The sequence below is a fragment of the Streptomyces sp. WAC07094 genome, from assembly GCF_036320405.1.
Lineage (GTDB): Bacteria > Actinomycetota > Actinomycetes > Streptomycetales > Streptomycetaceae > Streptomyces > Streptomyces lannensis.
In genome coordinates this window covers 6585484-6602049 of sequence record NZ_JAVMJZ010000001.1, presented here as the reverse complement: position 1 = coordinate 6602049, position 16566 = coordinate 6585484, and the positions used below count along the sequence as shown (strand labels likewise).

Genomic DNA, 16566 nt, shown 5'->3' with positions numbered 1-16566 from the left:
CGGAGTGGATACATCACGCGGATGCGAATGGGGGACGCCCGTGTCCGAAGATCCGGGCCATGAACGTGTGATCGCGGGTCGTTACCGTCTGTTGTCCCCCCTCGGCCAGGGCGGCATGGGGACGGTGTGGCGGGCCCGTGACGAGGTGCTGCACCGCGAGGTGGCCGTGAAGGAGGTGCGCGCCCCGGCCGGCCTTCCGGCGGCCGAGGTCCAGCGCATGTACACCCGGCTGGAACGCGAGGCCTGGGCGGCGGCCCGGGTGGCCGACCGCCATGTCGTGACGGTCTACGACGTGGCCCACGAGGACGGACGCCCCTGGATCGTCATGGAGTTGATCCGCGGCATCGCCCTGTCGGACCTGCTGGACGCCGAGGGGCCGGTCCCCCCGCAGCGTGCCGCGCACATAGGCGCGGAGGTCCTGGCCGCCCTGCGCGCCGCGCACGCGGCCGGAGTCCTGCACCGCGACGTCAAACCCGGCAACGTGCTGCTGTCGAACGACGGCCGGGTGGTCCTCACCGACTTCGGCATCGCCATGGTCGAGGGCAGCTCGGCACTGACCATGACCGGCGAGGTCATCGGCTCGCCCGAGTTCCTCGCGCCCGAGCGAGCGCTCGGACGCACCCCGGGCCCCGAGTCCGATCTGTGGTCGCTCGGCGTACTGCTGTACGCGGCGGTCGAGGGCAACTCGCCGTTCCGGCAGAGCACCCCGCTCAACACGCTGCGGGCGGTCGTCGACGAGGAACTGCCTCCGCCGCGGCGGGCGGGTCCGCTGACCCCGGTGATCGAGGGACTGTTGCGCAAGGATCCGGCGGAGCGCATTCCTGCGGCACAGGCCGAGCGGGATCTGCGGCTCATCGGGGCGGGCGGCACCCCGCGCACCGGCGCCTCCCCGGCGTACGCACCGACGGTCGCCGCGTTCCCGGGTGAGGCGCCCACGCTCCCGCAGCCGGCCCCCGTCCCCACCACCGTCTCCCGGTCCGGATACGGAAGTCCCGCCGAGCCGCCGGGGCGTGACCGCCGTGCCGTGGTGGTCCTGATCGCGGGTCTGACCGCCCTGGTGCTGGCCGTGGCGGGGCTGACGTACGCGCTGGTCCACCGGGATGACGGCCGGGGCGGCGATGCCGCGGGCAGCGGGGCCTCACACAGCGACGGCACGGGCAGTGCGGATGCCGGCGGGCCCGGTACCGACACGGGCTCGAGCCCCGCTCCGAGTGGCGGATCCACCTCGGACGGCAACGGCGGCGGTCGTACGACCGAACCGCCCGCGCAGTCGGTCCGGGTGACGGTCACCGGCGTGCACACCGACTACTCCGGTGCCTGCCCGCCACCGGACACACAGGCCCCGACGTTCACGGCCACGTTCACCGTGGGCCGGGTGCCGGTCGATGTGAGCTATCGCTGGGTGACCAGTACGGGGCACGTCTCCGACCCCGGCTGGAAGACGCTGTCGTTCCCCGCGGACGGGGGGCGGACCCAGCAGCGCCAGGTGGTCGTGACCACGTACGAAGAAGGGGGTTCGGTCCGGAACGAGATCGGTGTGGAGGTGCGTGATCCGGTGCGGGTCACGTCCGACTCCGTGCCGTTCTCGGTGACCTGCGAGACGGAGACCCCGACGGGCGGGGCCTCCCCCTCGAGTTCGTGACCGTCAGGCCGCGCCGTTCAGTACCGGCAGATAGCCGCCGGACTGACCGGCCGCGGTCGGGTGGTAGGACTCGCCTATGTTCAGCCAGTTGACGCTGTGCAGCCAGGCGGAGCCGGAGCAGATCTCGTGGCCGGTGAAGGTGGTGCGCACATCACCGAAGGTGAAGCCGTGGTCGGCGGCGCGCTTGGCGATGGCCGCGTTGATGTAGTCCGCTGCGCCGTTTATCGCGGACCGCTTGGTCTCGGACAGTCCGAGGCAGGTCGTGCCGAGCTTGTAGAAACGGGGGTAGCCCAGCACGACCACATGGGCCGCCGGGGCCTTGGCACTGATCGCCGAGTACACGCTGTCCAGCCGGCCGGGCAGCGTCGAGTCCACGTACGCCTTGGCCGTCGCGATCCGTGACAGACAGGAGCTGTCCGACTGGAGCACGCATGTCGTCATGACGTCGGCGAAGCCGGCGTCGTTGCCGCCGATGGTGAGGGAGACGAGGCCGGTCGACGCGCTCAACGGGCCCAGCTGGTTGTTGAGCACGTCGGTCGTCCGGGCGCCCGAGCACGCCATGAAGCTGAACGACGCGGGGGCGTGGGCGGCCTGCCACAGATACGGGAAGGCCTTGGTGCTGCGGTCGCAGTCGCCGCTGGAGCCGATGTAGCTTCCGGCGCCGACACCCGAGGAGTAGGAGTCGCCGAGGGCCACATAACCGTTGGCCGCCGCCTGAGTTGACGCCTGCGCCGCGGCCGCCCCGCTGAGGGTGAAGCCGACGGCCAGGAGGAGTGACGTCACGTACGCCGCACATCGGGAACGTCTCATGGAACCTCCCTTTAGCAGGATCTCTGCCACAACTGTGGTAGCAGCTACGCATGTTGACAGGAAGTGTCCATGCCAAGACTTTCGGCGCAGGACGTCGTGGCACACGTCCGTTCACCGACCTGTCCGACCACGTGCGTCCGGCGACCACACGCCGGGGCGCCGGACCGGGCCGCCCCGGCGGCGGTTCACGGATCACCACGCAACGCCGCACGAGGCTCGAACTCCGGTTTGACCGGAGCCCTGCATTTCCGGGCAACACGTGTTTGAACCGCGCCAATAACCTGTGGGTGGCGCCTCCGCGTCTTGACGGCCCCCTCACGGCTGCGCGACATTGAAGCCCGGCATCCGGCGCTTCGGGGGGCAAAGTCGCCAATGCAGACCTTACGCATCAAGCCACCGTCATCAGACAGGGACGCAAGGTCGGGGCAGGATCCGGGGAGGGGCCTGTCCCCCCTGCTCGCCGGCGCGGCGTTCGTCGTCGCCGGGGTCGGGGCGATCCTCGCGCTCAGTGGCGCGGACTCGCCGCTGCGCGGCCCGTTCACGCTGTTCTTCCTGCTCGCCGCGCCGGCATCGGCCGTCGGCGCCGCCTTGCGGGGACTGGAACCCTTCCCCCGCACGGTGGTGTCCGTGGCAGGAGCGATCGCGATCGATCTGCTGATCGCCCAGGGCATGCTGGCGGTGCACCGCTGGTCGGTGACCGGCGGCGTCATCGCGGTGGCCGTGGTCAGCGCCCTCGTTCTCCTGCTGGTTCTGGTACGGCGGCAGCGCCGCCGCACGGCGAGAAGACGGGCCTGAAGACGTGGACATCAACGTGTACCGCCCGGGCGAGCTCAGGGCGGTCGACCGGGCGGCCTGGACGGCCCTGCAGTCCAAGGCCCATCTCAACGGCTCACCCGCACTGGCGAACCCCTTCCTGTCACCCGAGTTCGCGCTCGCCGTGGGCCGGACGAGACGCGGCGTGCGTATCGCGGTCGTTCGCGAGGACGCCGAACCGACCGCGTTCCTCCCGTTCCAGAGAACGGCCGCCGGCGTCGGCCGCGCCGTCGGCCTCGGGGTCTCGGACTGCCAGGGCATGGTGCACCGGCCGGGGTTCGTCTGGGACGCCCAGGAACTCCTGCGGGCCTGCGGGCTCGCCCTCTGGGAGTTCGACCATCTGGTCGAGGGCCAGGCGCCGTTCGAGGCGGGAGCCTCCGGCACCTTCGCCTCCCCGGTCATGGACGTCGACCAGGGCTACGAGGCGTATCTGAGCCGACTGCGCGACCGGTCACCGAAGTTCACCCGCACCACACTGGCCAAGGAGCGCAAGCTCGGGCGGGACGCCGGCGAGCTGCGTTACGTCCACGACGAGCGTGATCCGGCCGCCCTTCGGACGCTGATGGGCTGGAAGTCGGCGCAGTACCGCAGGACCGGGCGCAGCGACCGTTTCGCGCACGACTGGATCACCCAGCTGGTGCAGCAGCTCTTCCACACCCGCGCTGAACCGTTCACCGGCATCCTGTCGGTCCTCTACGCGGGCGAACGGCCGATCGCCGCCCACTTCGGGCTGCGCACCGATCGAGTGCTGGCCTGCTGGTTCCCGGCCTACGACCCGGAGTTCGCCAAGTACTCGCCCGGCCTGGTGCTGCATCTGCGGATGGCCGAGGCGGCCGCCGCCGACGGCATCGCCCATCTGGATCTCGGCCGGGGCCGCAAGGAATACAAGGACTCCCTGAAGACACGCGATCTCTACGTGTCCGAGGGGTGGGTGACACGACGTCACCCCGTTGCGTTCGGGCACAGGGCGCGCCGCGCCCCGGTCCGGGCACTGCGCAATGCGGTGCTGTCTCGGCCGGAGTTCTTCGAGCCGGCCGACCGCGTCCTCAAACGGATGGGGAAAATCCGTTCGAGGGGTTGATTTTCGCCCATTTACCGGTCAAAACCAGGGACACGTCCCAGGTCTTGCCATAAAGTCGCAATCGTCAATACCGTCATACATCAACCCGCATCGGTCCATCATCACGCGGCTCCAGGGGAGGGCTCAGGTACCGCGATGGTTCCGGCGCGGGGCGCGGTAGGGGGGTGCCGTGCTCGGCGACCACAGTCGTTCGAGTCGTGCCGCGCGGTCGGCTGCCGTTTTCGGCAGACGGCCAGCTTTGCCAGCTCACCCGACATGCACGGAGATCCATATCGGCATGCCGTAAGTGAGTACCCCCCTTTCGAACCGGACACAATGCCGGACCGTCCAGGGGCGGACGGTCCACCGGACGAGAGGGACCAGACCCATGAGTTCTGTTCTGCGCTCTGCAATTTCGGATCAAGGTCCGTTACATCAGGGCAGGTACCGACCCATCTCCTCTCACCTGGCCATCGCGCCACCGGTGAGCGTGGTGATTCCCGCCATGAACGAGGCGGAGAATCTCCCGTACGTCTTCAAGACACTTCCCGAGTGGATTCACGAAGTGATCCTTGTGGACGGCAATTCCACCGACGACACCGTCCAGGTCGCGCGCGATCTGTGGCCGGGCGTGAAGGTCGTCGGCCAGCAGGGCAAGGGCAAGGGGGATGCCCTGATCACCGGCTTCGAGGCCTGCACGGGCGACATCATCGTGATGGTCGACGCCGACGGCTCCGCGGACGGTCAGGAGATCGTCAGCTATGTCTCCGCGCTGGTGTCCGGCGCCGACTTCGCGAAGGGCTCGCGGTTCGCGAACGGCGGCGGCACCTCCGACATGACGCCGATCCGCAAACTGGGCAACCGGGTGCTGTGCGCGATCGTCAACGCCAAGTTCGGCGCCCGCTACACCGACCTCTGCTACGGGTACAACGCGTTCTGGCGGCACTGCCTCGACAAGATCGAGCTGGACTGCACGGGCTTCGAGGTGGAGACCCTGATGAACATCCGGGTCGTCAAGGCCGGGCTCAAGGTCCAGGAGATCCCGAGCCACGAGTACCTCCGCATCCACGGTGCGAGCAACCTGCGCGCGGTGCGTGACGGTCTGCGGGTGCTGAAGGTCATCCTCCAGGAACGCTCCAACCGGCGTGCGCTGCGCAGCCGCCCTCGCGCGGTGGCGCTCAACTCGGGTCAGGGAGAGCTGTCTTGAGCGCTCCGGACATCTCCGTGGTGATCTGCGTCTACACCGAGGACCGCTGGGAGGACATCCTCGCGGCGGTCTCCTCGGTGCGGGCGCAGTCCCGTCCGGCGCGCGAGACGCTGCTGGTCGTGGACCACAACCAGACCCTGCTCGAACGGCTGAGCGGGGAGTACAAGGAGGTCGAGGAGGTCCGCGTGCTCGCCAACGCGGGCCCCCGCGGCCTGTCCGCGGGACGCAACACCGGGATCGCCGCCTCCCACGGGGAGGTCATCGCGTTCCTCGACGACGACGCCGTGGCCGAGCGGGACTGGCTGAGGCACTTCGCCGAGGGCTATGCGGACCCGCGCGTCATGGCCGTCGGCGGCCGTACGATGCCGATCTGGGCCTCGGGCCGCCGCCCGGCGTGGTTCCCGGAGGAGTTCGACTGGGTGGTGGGCTGCACCTACAAGGGGCTGCCGCCCGGCCGGGCGCGGGTGCGCAACGTCCTCGGGGGCAACGCCTCCTTCCGCCGCACGGCGTTCGCGGCGGCGGGCGGCTTCGCCACGGGCATCGGACGCGACGGCGACAAGCGCCCGCTCGGCTGTGAGGAGACGGAGCTGTGCATCCGGCTCAGCCGGGCCAGACCGGATGCGATCCTGCTGATGGACGACCGTGCGGTGATCCACCACCGGGTACCGGCGCCACGCGAGCACTTCGCGTACTTCCGCACCCGTACCTACGCCGAAGGCCTCTCCAAGGCCCTGGTGGCCCGGAGTGTCGGCTCCGACAAGGGACTGGAGTCGGAGCGCCGCTACACCACCCGGGTACTGCCCGCCGGTGTCGCCCGCGGACTGCGTGACGCTCTGCTGGCCCGCCCCGGAGGCGCGGGCCGGGCCGGGGCCATCGTCGCCGGGGTACTGACGGCCGCCGGTGGGTACGTCCTCGGGAGCGTCCGGGCGCGCAGGGGCGGCGCCACCTTCTCCGTGGTGCGGATACCGGACGGCGAGGGGGACATCGCATGAGCGGACAGGCCGTGCCGATCCTCATGTACCACTCGGTGGCGACGGCGCCCAACGAGGCGACCCGTGCCCTGTCGGTGGCACCCGAGGCCTTCACCGAGCAGATGGCACAGCTGGCGGACCTGGGACGCACACCCGTCACCACCGCCGAGCTGGCCCGCTGCTGGCGGCGGGGGGACCCGCTGCCCGAGCGGCCCGTCCTCATCACCTTCGACGACGGATACGAAGGCGTGCACCGCCACGCCCTGCCCGTGCTCGCCAAGCACGGCTTCGTCTCCACCCTGTTCGTCTCGACCGGCTGGCTGCGGGGCGCCCACGACACCGGGGGCGGCCTCGACACCATGCTCGACTGGGACCAGGTGCGCGACCTCGCCGGCGGTGGGGTCGAGATCGGCGGGCACAGCCACACCCATCCGCAGCTGGACCAACTGGACGACGACACCCTGCGGTTCGAACTCCTGCGCTGCAAGGAGATCGTCACCGACGAACTGGGCGCCGCCCCGGTCTCGTTCGCCTACCCGTACGGCTACTCCAGTCGCCGGGTGCGCCGTACCGTGCGCGAGACGGGGTACCGCCAGTCGCTCGCCGTCGGCAACGGTCTCGCCCGCCCAGGTCAGGGGCCGTACGCGCTGCAACGTGTCACCGTGCGCCGCAACACGGGCGCGGAGGAGTTCGAGCGGCTCGTCCAGGGCCGTGCGATCGCTCGCAATTTCGCCAGGGACCGCGCCCTCACCAAGGGATACGCCGTGGTCCGAAGAGCACGACAGGTTCGCCGGAAGGCCATCGGTTCCCGTGTCTGACACGACCACCACAGCCCAGGCCCAACAGACCTCGACCGCGGCGCCCGAGCAGTCCGGGCGCCGCCTTCGCCTGCCCGGGAGCAACGGGGGCGGCGGCAGCCAGCTGTTCCGCAACGCCTATGCGCTGATGCTCAACACCGGTATCTCCGCGGTGCTGGGCCTTGGCTATTGGCTGGTCGCCGCCCGCTACTACTCGGACGCCGCGGTCGGTCAGGGTTCCGCCGCGATCGCCGCGATGAAGCTCCTCGCCGGCCTGACCGCGGTGACCCTGACCGGCGCCCTGGCCCGTTTCATCCCGATCTCGGGCCGGACCACCGGCCGCCTGATCTTCCGTACCTACGCGGGCAGTTGCGTCGTCGTGGCACTCGCCGCCGGCGTCTTCCTGCTGACGCTGCACGTGTGGGGCCCCTCGTACCGCTTCCTGCACGGACCCGCCCCGGCGCTCGTCTTCGTGGTGGCCGTCATCGCCTGGAACCTGCTCACCCTGCAGGACGGTGTGCTGACGGGGCTGCGCAGCGCGCTGTGGGTCCCGGTGGGCAACACCGTGTTCTCCGCGGTGAAGCTGGTGCTGCTGATCGGGCTGGCCGCCGCGATCCCCATGATGGGCGTCTTCGTCTCCTGGGTCGCGGCCATCGCCACGTCCGTGCTGCCGCTCGGCTGGCTGGTGTTCCGGCGCCTGGTGCCCCGGCACGTCAAGGCAACGGAGGACCAGGCCGCCCCGCCCTCGGTGAAGGAGATCGGGCGCTTCCTGGCGGGCGACTACACCGGTTCGCTGTTCTCCCTCGCCGTGGTCTACCTCGTACCGGTGATCGTGGCCTCGCAGGTCAGCGCCGCTGACAACGCGTACTTCTACATCACCACCACGATCGGCGGCACGACCAATCTGCTCGCCATCAACATGGGGGCCTCGCTCACCGTCGAGGGCTCGCACGATCCGGCGCGCCTCGCCGCCAACACCCGGGCAGCGCTCAAGCGCATGGCCCGGATCATGCTGCCGGTGTGCGCGCTGCTGTTCCTCGGCGCTCCCTTCATCCTGCACGTCTTCGGCGAGGGCTACGCCCATGCGGCGACCCCGCTGCTGCGCTGGTTCGCGGTCGGGGCGGCGCTGCGGGTCGTCATGGAGACGTACTTCGCGGTGCTGCGCGCCCAGAGCCGTACCTCCGGACTCGCCTATCTCCAGGGCCTGTTGTGCGTCCTGGTGCTCGGGCTCACCGTGCTGCTGCTCCCCCGGATGGGGCTGACCGGCGCGGGTGTCGCGGAGATCTCCAGCCTCGCGGTGATCGTGGCGATCGCCGCACCCAAGCTGTTCAAGATCGTGCGTACCGCCCCGGCGGACGCCGTGCCGGAGGAAGCGGCACCGGACGGGGACCTCGCCGACCTGGGGGCGCGCGAGGTCCCCGCGCCGAAGGGCGGTCCGTCCTGGGCGAAGAAGCTCGACGCCGACACGCTCGCGCTCGGCATACACGTCGACTTCGACCATGTGGAGCGCCGGCCCGACGTTCGCCCGGGTCCCGGCACCCCACCCACCGGAACGCCCGTGGTGTCCGTCGAGGGCGACCGCCCGACACGGCCGCTCGGGCTGCCGGTAGCGGACGGTCCGGTGGGTCTGCCGGTGGAGGAACGGGACCCGGCCGCGAAGGACGGAGCCCTGTCCGGGGCCCGGGACATGGCATCGGGCGGTTCCACCGAGCGGTCGCGCCCCGCCACCGCGGAGCCGCCCTCCGAGGAGCGTCCGAAGGCCCTCGGACCGCTCGGCGGTGTGCTCCTCGGCTGTCTGCTGGTCTCGGCGCTGCTGCTCTACTGGGTCCCGGTGCTGGGCCTCGACGACGGCTCCCTGGAGCGGATGGGCGGCCTGGGACTCATCTCGGTCCTGCCGCTGCCGACCCTGGTCGGGGCCGCGCTGCTGGTCGTGGTGTTCGCCGCGCTGCTGTGGCGTGGCCGCGAGTCCAAGGTCCTGCTCCTGGTCACACTCCTCGCCACGGTCGTGTCGCTGCACGCCCTGCCCGCCGTGATCGAGACCGAACCCCGGTTCGCGACGGCCTGGCAGCACCTGGGGTTCCTCGACTACATCGACCGGACCGGTTCGGCCGTGCCCGACCTGGACGCCCGCTGGAGCTGGCCGGGCTTCTTCGCGGTGGCCGCGTTCGTCGCGAAGGCGTGCGGGGTCACCGATCTGACCGAGGTCATCCGCTGGTGGCCCCTGGCCATCCAGCTCCTGTATCTGGCACCGATGTTCCTGTTGCTGCGCTCCCTGCGTGCGAGCTGGCGCGCCAAGTGGACCGGCCTGTGGATCTTCGTGCTCAGCGGCTGGGTCGGCCAGGACTACTTCTCGCCGCAGGGCTTCACCTATCTGCTCTACTTGGCCTTCGTGGCCGTCCTGCTGGTGTGGTTCCGCGCGCCGCGCGTGATCTGGACCAAGGCACGCCCCGGCGAGGCCGAGGTCGAGCCGGCCGGGCGCGGGCAGCGGGCCGTGCTGCTGATGGTGCTGATCGGCCTGTACGCGGCAAGCGTCCCGGCCCACCAGCTCACCCCGTTCGTGATGCTGGGCGTGCTCGCGGCGCTCGTCCTGATCGGCCGCTCCGAACTGCGCGGGCTGCCCATCCTGTTCGCGGTGCTGGTGGCCTTCTGGGTCGGCTTCATGGCCGAGCCCTACTGGTCCGGGCACTTCAACGAGCTCTTCGGCGGGGTCGGCGGCGTCGGCAGCAATGTGTCGACATCCGTCTCCGGGCGTATCCAGGGCGGCGACTCGACGCACAAACTGGTCCTCTACACGAGAGTGGCGCTCGCGGGCGCCGTGATGGCGTTCGCCTGCTGGGGCTGGTGGCGGCGCCGCGAGAACAAGTACCGCGAGCGGTCGCTGCTCGTATTGACCTTCGTGCCGTTCCTGGGCTTCGGCATGCAGTCGTACGGCGGCGAAATGGCGCTGCGCGTCTTCATGTTCGCCCTGCCGGGTGCGGCCCTGCTCGCCGGGCTCGCGCTCTTCCCGCGCACCGGCGTGACGGCCGAGGAACGGGACAAGGACCGGATGAGCCTCGCACCGCTCGCGGCGCTCGTGGCCGGGCTGCTGCTGATGGGTGGCTTCCTGGTGGCCCGATGGGGCAACGAGCCCTTCGAGCGGATCCGCCCCGGCGAGGTCGCGGCCATGGACTACGTGTACGCCCACGACGACCCGACGGTACGGCTGCTGTGGCTGAGCAACGACACGGTCGACAACGTCACGCCGGCGATGCCGTGGGGCGCCAGGGACATGGAGAAGGTGCAGTACGTGCCGACGCTCGCTCCCACGGATCCGGTGCTGGTGTCGGGCCTGGTCAAGTCGCTCAAGGACGCGGGTCCGAACTCCTACCTCATGATCAACGTGAGCCAGGTGACCTATCTGCGGATGGACGTGGGCTACTCGGCGACGTGGGAGTCCCGGCTCGTCAAGAGCCTGGACGACCGCCAGGAACTGACGAAGGTCCTGGTCAACGACGACGTGACGATGTACGCGCTGCGCGAGCGACCGGCGGGCGGCGTCGCGAAACCGGCTCCGGGTCCGATCGGACCGCGGGTGACCTGGACGCCGTGGTCGGTCGTCGGAGGGCTCGCGGCCGTCGCCCTGGTCCTGCTGCTCACGGCCCGCGAGATCGTACGCGTCGCGGTCCGGCCGAGCGTGCGCAAACTGCGCTGGCTGCAGTCGGGCTTCTGGTTCTCGCTCCCGCTGCTGGCCGTGCTGCTGGCCTCGCTCGTGCAGCGGTTCCTGACCATGGGGAAGGGCTGAGCGTCATCCGGCGTACGGGGTGAAGGGGCTCATCGCTCGAGCCACTTCACCTCGTACGCCTTCATGTCGAACCGCTTGCCGTCCACCTGGGCGCTGATCGCCCGGTCGAGGGTGTTGACCACCAGGACGACCCTGTCGGTGGCGAGGACGCGCACGTTCGGAACGTCGTCCTTGGCGACCGGCACCGTCCGGTACCTCGTGCCCGGCGGGAACTCCTTGCCGAAGCGGGAGACCAGGCCGTACATGGGCAGCGCCCGGCCGCCGTTCGCGGTGTCGGTCGGTGTCCACAGGCAGCCCGCGCAGTCGGTGCCCTTCTCCTTCTCCGGGTTCCAGTAGAAGCCCGAGGAGGCCCCGCCCTTGACCATGGCGATCATCCCGGCGGCCTGCACGGCGACACGGTGGCCCTCCGTCCAGCCCTTGCGGTCGTCGTTGCCGTCGGCGGGTTCGACGTAGTACTCCGCCCACCACAACGGCAGGTCGTGGGTCTGCCGCCGCACCCAGGCGCCGACGGCGGTGAGCTTGTCGGTGGCGGCGAACTCGTCGGGCAGCAGGTCGTCGTCCTTGGTGTAGCTGGAGCCGTCCACCACGACGAAATCGGCGCCCACCTTGTTCTTGTTCCAGTAGTCGAAGGCGTCGAGGACCCGCTGGTCCATCGCGCCCCAGGGACCACGCAGGTCCGTGGAGGCGTTCTCCTTCTGCCGCGGGTCGACGCTGTCCATGACCAGGTACGGCCCGCCCACCATGATCTTCGGGTCGACCTGTTTGAGCGCCTTGTAGACCAGGTTGTACAGCCGGGTGTAGCCCTCGTAGTCCCAGCGGGCCTCGGAGTTGTTCCAGAAGCCCTTGAACTCGTTCCAGACGACGAAGTGGCGCACGTCCGGATAGCGCCTGGCGACGGTCGCAGCGAGCGCGGCGAAGTCCTTGTAGTGATCGGGCGTCGGCGCGGTCTCCAGGGCGGTCTGGCTCCAGTCGGTGCTGTCCGCGCCCGCCTTGCCGCCCTTCATCCAGTCCGGGGCGCAGCACAGGGTGACGACCGGGGTGCCGCCCGCCTTGCGGGCGAAGTCGATACGGCGGTCCATCGCCCCGAAGTCGTAATGTCCCTCGACCGGCTCGGGATTGTCCGCGCCCCAGCCCATGATGTGCTGGTTCTCCGGCAGCCCGGTGCCGGAGAGCAGGTCCTCGACACGCGCGGTGGCGCTGCCGCTGCCCTCGTCCGCGCTGTACTGCGTATGCGTGAAACCCCAGCCGACGTCCGGCTTCGCGTCCTTCGGCACCTCGGCCGGCGTGCCGTGCACCTTGTCGCCGTCCGGCGACGTACCACCGGTGCTCCCACCGTTCCCCGGCAGTGTGTTGATCAGCGTCACCACCAGGGCCAGAGCGGCCACCCCCACGCCGAGCAGCGCGGTGAGCCGCCACCGCCATGCCCCCGTATCCCACTCATGACGTCCCATCATGGGCCACACTAACGGCGGGGTTCGGCCCAGGAACAGATTTCGTCGTGCGACAGCCCTGTAACAGGACGTAGGGGGGCGGACCGGAAGCACCGGGCACTGCCGACACACCCGGCGCACCTCGGAAAGCGGGTGCACGGGACGCCTGTGTGACAGATCATGGCGACATGTCCGCGAACCCACACGACGCTCTGCCGATCCGGCTCAACGTCGACGACAGCGACTCGCCGTCCGACGTCGTCGACGCGCTGTTCCTCGGCCGCTTCGCGACGGGCGAGCAGCCGTACTCGCATGCATCGAACATCGACCGCGTACGCTCCGGGGCCACGCTGCTGCCTCCGGGCGCCCGGGTGCTGCGCATCGCCCGTGACGACGACCGCAGCGCGACCCTCGCGGAGGGCGACGGCTGGACCCTGCTGGTCTCCCGGTGGAACCGCGGCGCGGACGTCACCGTGACCGCGACCAGCGCCGAGCTCGCCGAAAAGGTGCTCACCCAGGCCACGGACGGCGCGGCGGACGAGCCGGAACCCCAGCCGGAGAACGTCACCATGGGCTTTTGGTACGTGTCGCCGAGGCGCGGCCCGCACCGCACGACACGGCAGATCGCGGCCGGCACCTGGGAGGAGGTCCGCCCCAACTACACGGCGCCGGTGGCGGACGCGATGGACCGCCTGATGAAGACGACACCGGAGGACATCGCGGGCCGTCTGCTGCTGCTCCACGGCCCGCCGGGCACGGGCAAGACGTCCGCCCTGCGCACTCTCGCCCGCTCATGGCGCGACTGGTGCCAGGTGGACTGCGTCCTCGACCCCGAACGCCTGTTCTCCGACATCGGGTATCTCATGGACATCGCCATCGGCGAGGAGGACGGGGCGGGCAAGGGGCGCTGGCGTCTGCTCCTGCTGGAGGACTGCGACGAACTGATCCGCGGGGAGGCGAAGCACACCGCGGGCCAGGCGCTGTCGCGGCTGCTGAATCTCACCGACGGACTGCTGGGGCAGGGCAGGAACGTTCTGGTGGGTGTCACCACGAACGAGGACCTGGAGCGGCTCCACCCGGCCGTCGTCCGGCCCGGCCGCTGTCTCGCCCGGATCGAGGTGGGCCGTCTGACCCGCCCCGAGGCGGTGAGCTGGCTCGGCCGGGAGGACGGAGTGGGCCGCGAAGGCGCGACCCTGGCGGAGCTGTACGCGCTGCGGCGGGGCACGTCCCCGACATCGGTTCCGGATCAGCGGGCGGGAGCGGATTCGGGGCTGTACCTGTAGCGGAAGGGTGAGAAGGCCGCCGCCGGTGCTTTGATGGTCGTATGACCGTGTTCGTCGGCACGTCGGGATGGCAGTACAAGGACTGGCGCGACGTCCTGTACCCGTCCGGCGTGCCCGTGCGGCTGTGGCTGGAGGAGTACGCGACCCGATTCGCCACGGTCGAGATCAACAACGCGTTCTACCGACTGCCGTCCGAGGAGACCTTCGAGGACTGGCGCGAACGGGTTCCGCGGGACTTCGTGGTCGCGGTGAAGGCGAGCCGCTATCTGACGCACATCAAACGGCTGCGGGACCCGCAGGAGCCGGTGCACCGCCTGATGAGCCACGCGGCGGGCCTCGGCGACCGGCTCGGCCCCGTGCTGCTCCAGCTCCCGCCCACCCTGCGTGCCGACCCGGCCCTGCTCGACGACTGCCTCGCCTGCTTCCCCTCCGGCACCCGTATCGCGGTCGAGCCGCGCCACGACTCGTGGTGGACGCCGGAGGTCCGCGCGGTGCTCGAGGCCCGGGGGGCGGCGCTGTGCTGGGCCGACGTCCTCTCCCGCCCGGTCACCCCGCTGTGGCGCACCACCGACTGGGGCTACGTCCGATTCCACGCCGGTCGCGCCCGGCCTTGGCCGCACTACGGACGCCGGTCCCTGACCTCCTGGGTCCAGCGCATCGACGCCGTCTGGCCGGACGGACGGGACGTCTACGCCTACTTCAACAACGATCCGCACGCGGCGGCGGTCCTGGACGCGATGACCTTCGCCCGCGCGGCGACGGCGGCCGGCCTGAAGGTGACACGCACGCCCCAGCACCTCCCGGCGGCGGCCGGGGACACGGCCCGGCGCTAGAGCCGGCCGTCCGGATCACCCCGGCGTCGCGGGACGCGGCGCACCGTGACGGCCTTCACCCGGCCGTCATCACCCATCGCGGCCGCTGCGCCTACTTCGCGAACGCCGCCCGCAGTGCCTCCCGCACCGCGGCCAGCGCCTCGGCCTCCGTGAGGCCGAGGCGGTGCACGCGCTCGGCGTACCCGGCGGCGGCGCCCGCCGCCTCACGCTCCGCGGCCGAACCCGCGGCGGCCACGAACGTCCCGTTGCGGCCGCGGGTCTCGATCACCCCGTCCGTCTCCAGCGCCCGGTAGGCCTTGGCCACCGTGTTCGGCGCCAGGCCGAGGGACTCGGCCAGCCCGCGCACGGTCGGCAGCCGGTATCCCACCGGCAGCGCACCCGACCGGGCCTGTTCGGCGATCTGGGCGCGCACCTGCTCGTACGGGGCGCCCCCCTCCATGATGTGGATCTTCAAGGTCACAGGCCGATTGTCCCCCAGCGGCGGGATATTCGGAGGCACCCGACCACAACCTCCGCGTAGCGTGCGAGCCATGACCGTGACCGTGCGCGACGTCCGTCCCGAGGCACCCGAGGACACCGCCGCCTTCGCCCGCATCCGCCGCCGCACGCTGCCGTACATGATCTCCACCGGCGCGTCCCTCGCCTACGACCTGCGGCACACACACCCGGACGCCCACTACCGGCCCCTCCTCGCGGAGGAGGACGGCGAGCCCGTCGGAACCGCCCAGGTCGGCCTGGTGTACGACAGCCCGGAACCAGGACACGCCTACGTCAACGTCTACGTCGACCCGGACCGGCAGGGCCGCGGCGCGGGCTCGCTGCTGGCGGCCACCGCCGAGGAGCGGCTGCGGGCCCTGGGCGCGACCCGGCTGTACACCTGGGTGTCGGACGCGCCCGCGCCCCGCGGCTTCGCCGAGAGGCGCGGTTGCCGCGCGGGCCGCTCCGCCCACTTCCTCCGCCTCGACCTGGCGCACGGCGCACTGCCCCCACTGCGGACCCCTCCGCCGGGCGTGGAGCTGGTCACCGGCACGGCCTTCGCCGACGACCCGCGCCCCCTGTTCGCGCTGGACGCGGAGACGGTCGTGGACGAACCGAGCGATGTGGAACGCGAGTTCACCGACTACGAGGCCTGGCTCGAGGAGACCTGGAACCATCCCCTCCTGTCCCGGGAACTGACGTCGGTGACGGTCGTGGAAGGCCGCCCGGTCGCCTTCACCGCGGCCCGCACCGACGGCACCCGCTACGGCACCGTCATGACGGGCACCCTTCGCGCCTTCCGGGGCCGCGGCCTCGCCAAGCTCGCCAAGAACCACTCACTGCACCGTGCCCGCGAGGCCGGGCTGAGGGAGGCGTTCACGGGCAACGACGCCGGCAACGAACCGATGCTCGCGATCAACAAGTGGTTCGGCTACGAGGTCTGCGCGACGGAGGTGCAGTATGTCCGCGAACTCGGCTGACACAGCGGGCCCGGTGGAGGTCGTCCTGGTCAAGGTGGGCCGCACGAAGATCCGTTACCCCGCCGAACCGCTCCACGACGACGGGACCAGGATCGCCGTGCGCGCACCCTGGGCGGCCGCGGTCGTCCGCGACTTCGGATTCGTACGGCTCGAACCCGGAGACGTCCTCACGGAGTACTACTGGCGCGACCGCTGGTACGCGGTGAAGGAGGTCCGCGACGGACAGGGCATGCTGAAGGGCTGGTACTGCGACATCACCCGACCGGCCACCGTCTCGGCCGGCGAAGTGACCGTCGAGGACCTCGACCTGGACCTGTGGCGCTCCGCCGACGGCCGGACCGTGGTCCGCCTGGACGAGGACGAGTTCGCGGCGAGCGGGCTCGCGGTGACGGACCCGCAGGCGGCCGCGGCCGCCGTGCGAGCCCTGGACGAACTCGAACTCCTCGCCCGTGGTGGCGGTTTCGAGAGCTTGCTGGCCTGAG

General features: G+C 70.7%; 14 protein-coding genes. 11 read left to right on the top strand and 3 right to left on the bottom strand.

The window, feature by feature from the left end; all coding sequences use genetic code 11:
- The first annotated feature begins 40 nt into the window (after positions 1–40).
- Positions 41–1642 (top strand): protein kinase, encoded by a 1602-nt coding sequence (locus tag RCR19_RS29255; protein WP_331267848.1) that lies wholly within the window; start codon positions 41–43, stop codon positions 1640–1642.
- Positions 1643–1645: 3 nt separating this feature from the next.
- Here RCR19_RS29255 and RCR19_RS29250 read toward each other — a convergent pair whose 3' ends face one another.
- Positions 1646–2452, bottom strand: a complete 807-nt coding sequence (locus RCR19_RS29250) for an SGNH/GDSL hydrolase family protein (RefSeq protein ID WP_331267847.1) — start codon at positions 2450–2452, stop codon at positions 1646–1648.
- A gap of 372 nt (positions 2453–2824) precedes the next feature.
- Between RCR19_RS29250 and RCR19_RS29245 the strand changes: the two genes are divergently transcribed.
- From RCR19_RS29245 to RCR19_RS29220, 6 genes are all read left to right on the top strand, one after another.
- Entirely contained in the window at positions 2825–3247 is a 423-nt protein-coding gene (locus tag RCR19_RS29245; protein ID WP_331267846.1) for a hypothetical protein, read from the top strand.
- 4 nt (positions 3248–3251) lie between these two features.
- Positions 3252–4346, top strand: a complete 1095-nt coding sequence (locus tag RCR19_RS29240; protein WP_331267845.1) for a GNAT family N-acetyltransferase — start codon at positions 3252–3254, stop codon at positions 4344–4346.
- A 367-nt stretch (positions 4347–4713) separates the two neighbouring features.
- On the top strand, positions 4714–5532 hold the full coding sequence (locus RCR19_RS29235; RefSeq protein WP_331267844.1) for a glycosyltransferase family 2 protein: 819 nt from the start codon (positions 4714–4716) through the stop codon (positions 5530–5532).
- Complete coding sequence (locus RCR19_RS29230) at positions 5529–6524, top strand: glycosyltransferase family 2 protein (protein ID WP_331267843.1); 996 nt, start codon at positions 5529–5531, stop codon at positions 6522–6524. The genes RCR19_RS29235 and RCR19_RS29230 overlap by 4 nt, the downstream gene beginning before the upstream one ends.
- Positions 6521–7321 carry a polysaccharide deacetylase family protein gene (locus tag RCR19_RS29225; RefSeq protein ID WP_331267842.1) on the top strand — a complete coding sequence of 267 codons (801 nt, stop codon included), beginning with the start codon at positions 6521–6523 and terminating at the stop codon, positions 7319–7321. The genes RCR19_RS29230 and RCR19_RS29225 overlap by 4 nt, the downstream gene beginning before the upstream one ends.
- A complete protein-coding gene (locus RCR19_RS29220) occupies positions 7314–11081 on the top strand; it encodes a lipopolysaccharide biosynthesis protein (RefSeq protein ID WP_331267841.1) in 3768 nt (1255 codons plus the stop codon). Before RCR19_RS29225 ends, RCR19_RS29220 begins: the two co-directional genes overlap by 8 nt.
- Before the next feature lie 29 nt (positions 11082–11110).
- Here the strand turns inward: RCR19_RS29220 and RCR19_RS29215 are convergent, their stop codons facing one another.
- Entirely contained in the window at positions 11111–12532 is a 1422-nt protein-coding gene (locus RCR19_RS29215) for a xylan 1,4-beta-xylosidase (protein ID WP_331267840.1), read from the bottom strand.
- A 167-nt stretch (positions 12533–12699) separates the two neighbouring features.
- Here RCR19_RS29215 and RCR19_RS29210 point away from each other — a divergent pair, with 167 nt between their 5' ends.
- Entirely contained in the window at positions 12700–13794 is a 1095-nt protein-coding gene (locus tag RCR19_RS29210; RefSeq protein WP_331267839.1) for a DUF5925 domain-containing protein, read from the top strand.
- Between the two features lie 41 nt (positions 13795–13835).
- On the top strand, positions 13836–14627 hold the full coding sequence (locus RCR19_RS29205; RefSeq protein WP_331267838.1) for a DUF72 domain-containing protein: 792 nt from the start codon (positions 13836–13838) through the stop codon (positions 14625–14627).
- A 91-nt stretch (positions 14628–14718) separates the two neighbouring features.
- Here RCR19_RS29205 and RCR19_RS29200 read toward each other — a convergent pair whose 3' ends face one another.
- Positions 14719–15087: a GntR family transcriptional regulator gene (locus tag RCR19_RS29200; protein WP_331267837.1), complete on the bottom strand. Its 369-nt coding sequence runs from the start codon at positions 15085–15087 to the stop codon at positions 14719–14721.
- Positions 15088–15157: 70 nt separating this feature from the next.
- On the opposite strand from RCR19_RS29200, the gene RCR19_RS29195 reads away from it, so the two are divergent.
- On the top strand, positions 15158–16084 hold the full coding sequence (locus tag RCR19_RS29195) for a GNAT family N-acetyltransferase (RefSeq protein ID WP_331267836.1): 927 nt from the start codon (positions 15158–15160) through the stop codon (positions 16082–16084).
- Positions 16065–16565, top strand: coding sequence for a DUF402 domain-containing protein (locus RCR19_RS29190; protein ID WP_331267835.1), 501 nt, complete (start codon positions 16065–16067; stop codon positions 16563–16565). The genes RCR19_RS29195 and RCR19_RS29190 overlap by 20 nt, the downstream gene beginning before the upstream one ends.
- The last annotated feature ends 1 nt before the right edge of the window (position 16566 follow it).

Coding starts and splice junctions, on each gene's coding strand:
- RCR19_RS29225 (WP_331267842.1), top strand. CDS start 6,521: ATGAGCGGACAGGCCGTGCCGATCCTCATGTACCACTCGGTGGCGACG.
- RCR19_RS29205 (WP_331267838.1), top strand. CDS start 13,836: ATGACCGTGTTCGTCGGCACGTCGGGATGGCAGTACAAGGACTGGCGC.
- RCR19_RS29235 (WP_331267844.1), top strand. CDS start 4,714: ATGAGTTCTGTTCTGCGCTCTGCAATTTCGGATCAAGGTCCGTTACAT.
- RCR19_RS29195 (WP_331267836.1), top strand. CDS start 15,158: ATGACCGTGACCGTGCGCGACGTCCGTCCCGAGGCACCCGAGGACACC.
- RCR19_RS29210 (WP_331267839.1), top strand. CDS start 12,700: ATGTCCGCGAACCCACACGACGCTCTGCCGATCCGGCTCAACGTCGAC.
- RCR19_RS29245 (WP_331267846.1), top strand. CDS start 2,825: ATGCAGACCTTACGCATCAAGCCACCGTCATCAGACAGGGACGCAAGG.
- RCR19_RS29215 (WP_331267840.1), bottom strand. CDS start 12,532: ATGGGACGTCATGAGTGGGATACGGGGGCATGGCGGTGGCGGCTCACC.
- RCR19_RS29250 (WP_331267847.1), bottom strand. CDS start 2,452: ATGAGACGTTCCCGATGTGCGGCGTACGTGACGTCACTCCTCCTGGCC.
- RCR19_RS29190 (WP_331267835.1), top strand. CDS start 16,065: ATGTCCGCGAACTCGGCTGACACAGCGGGCCCGGTGGAGGTCGTCCTG.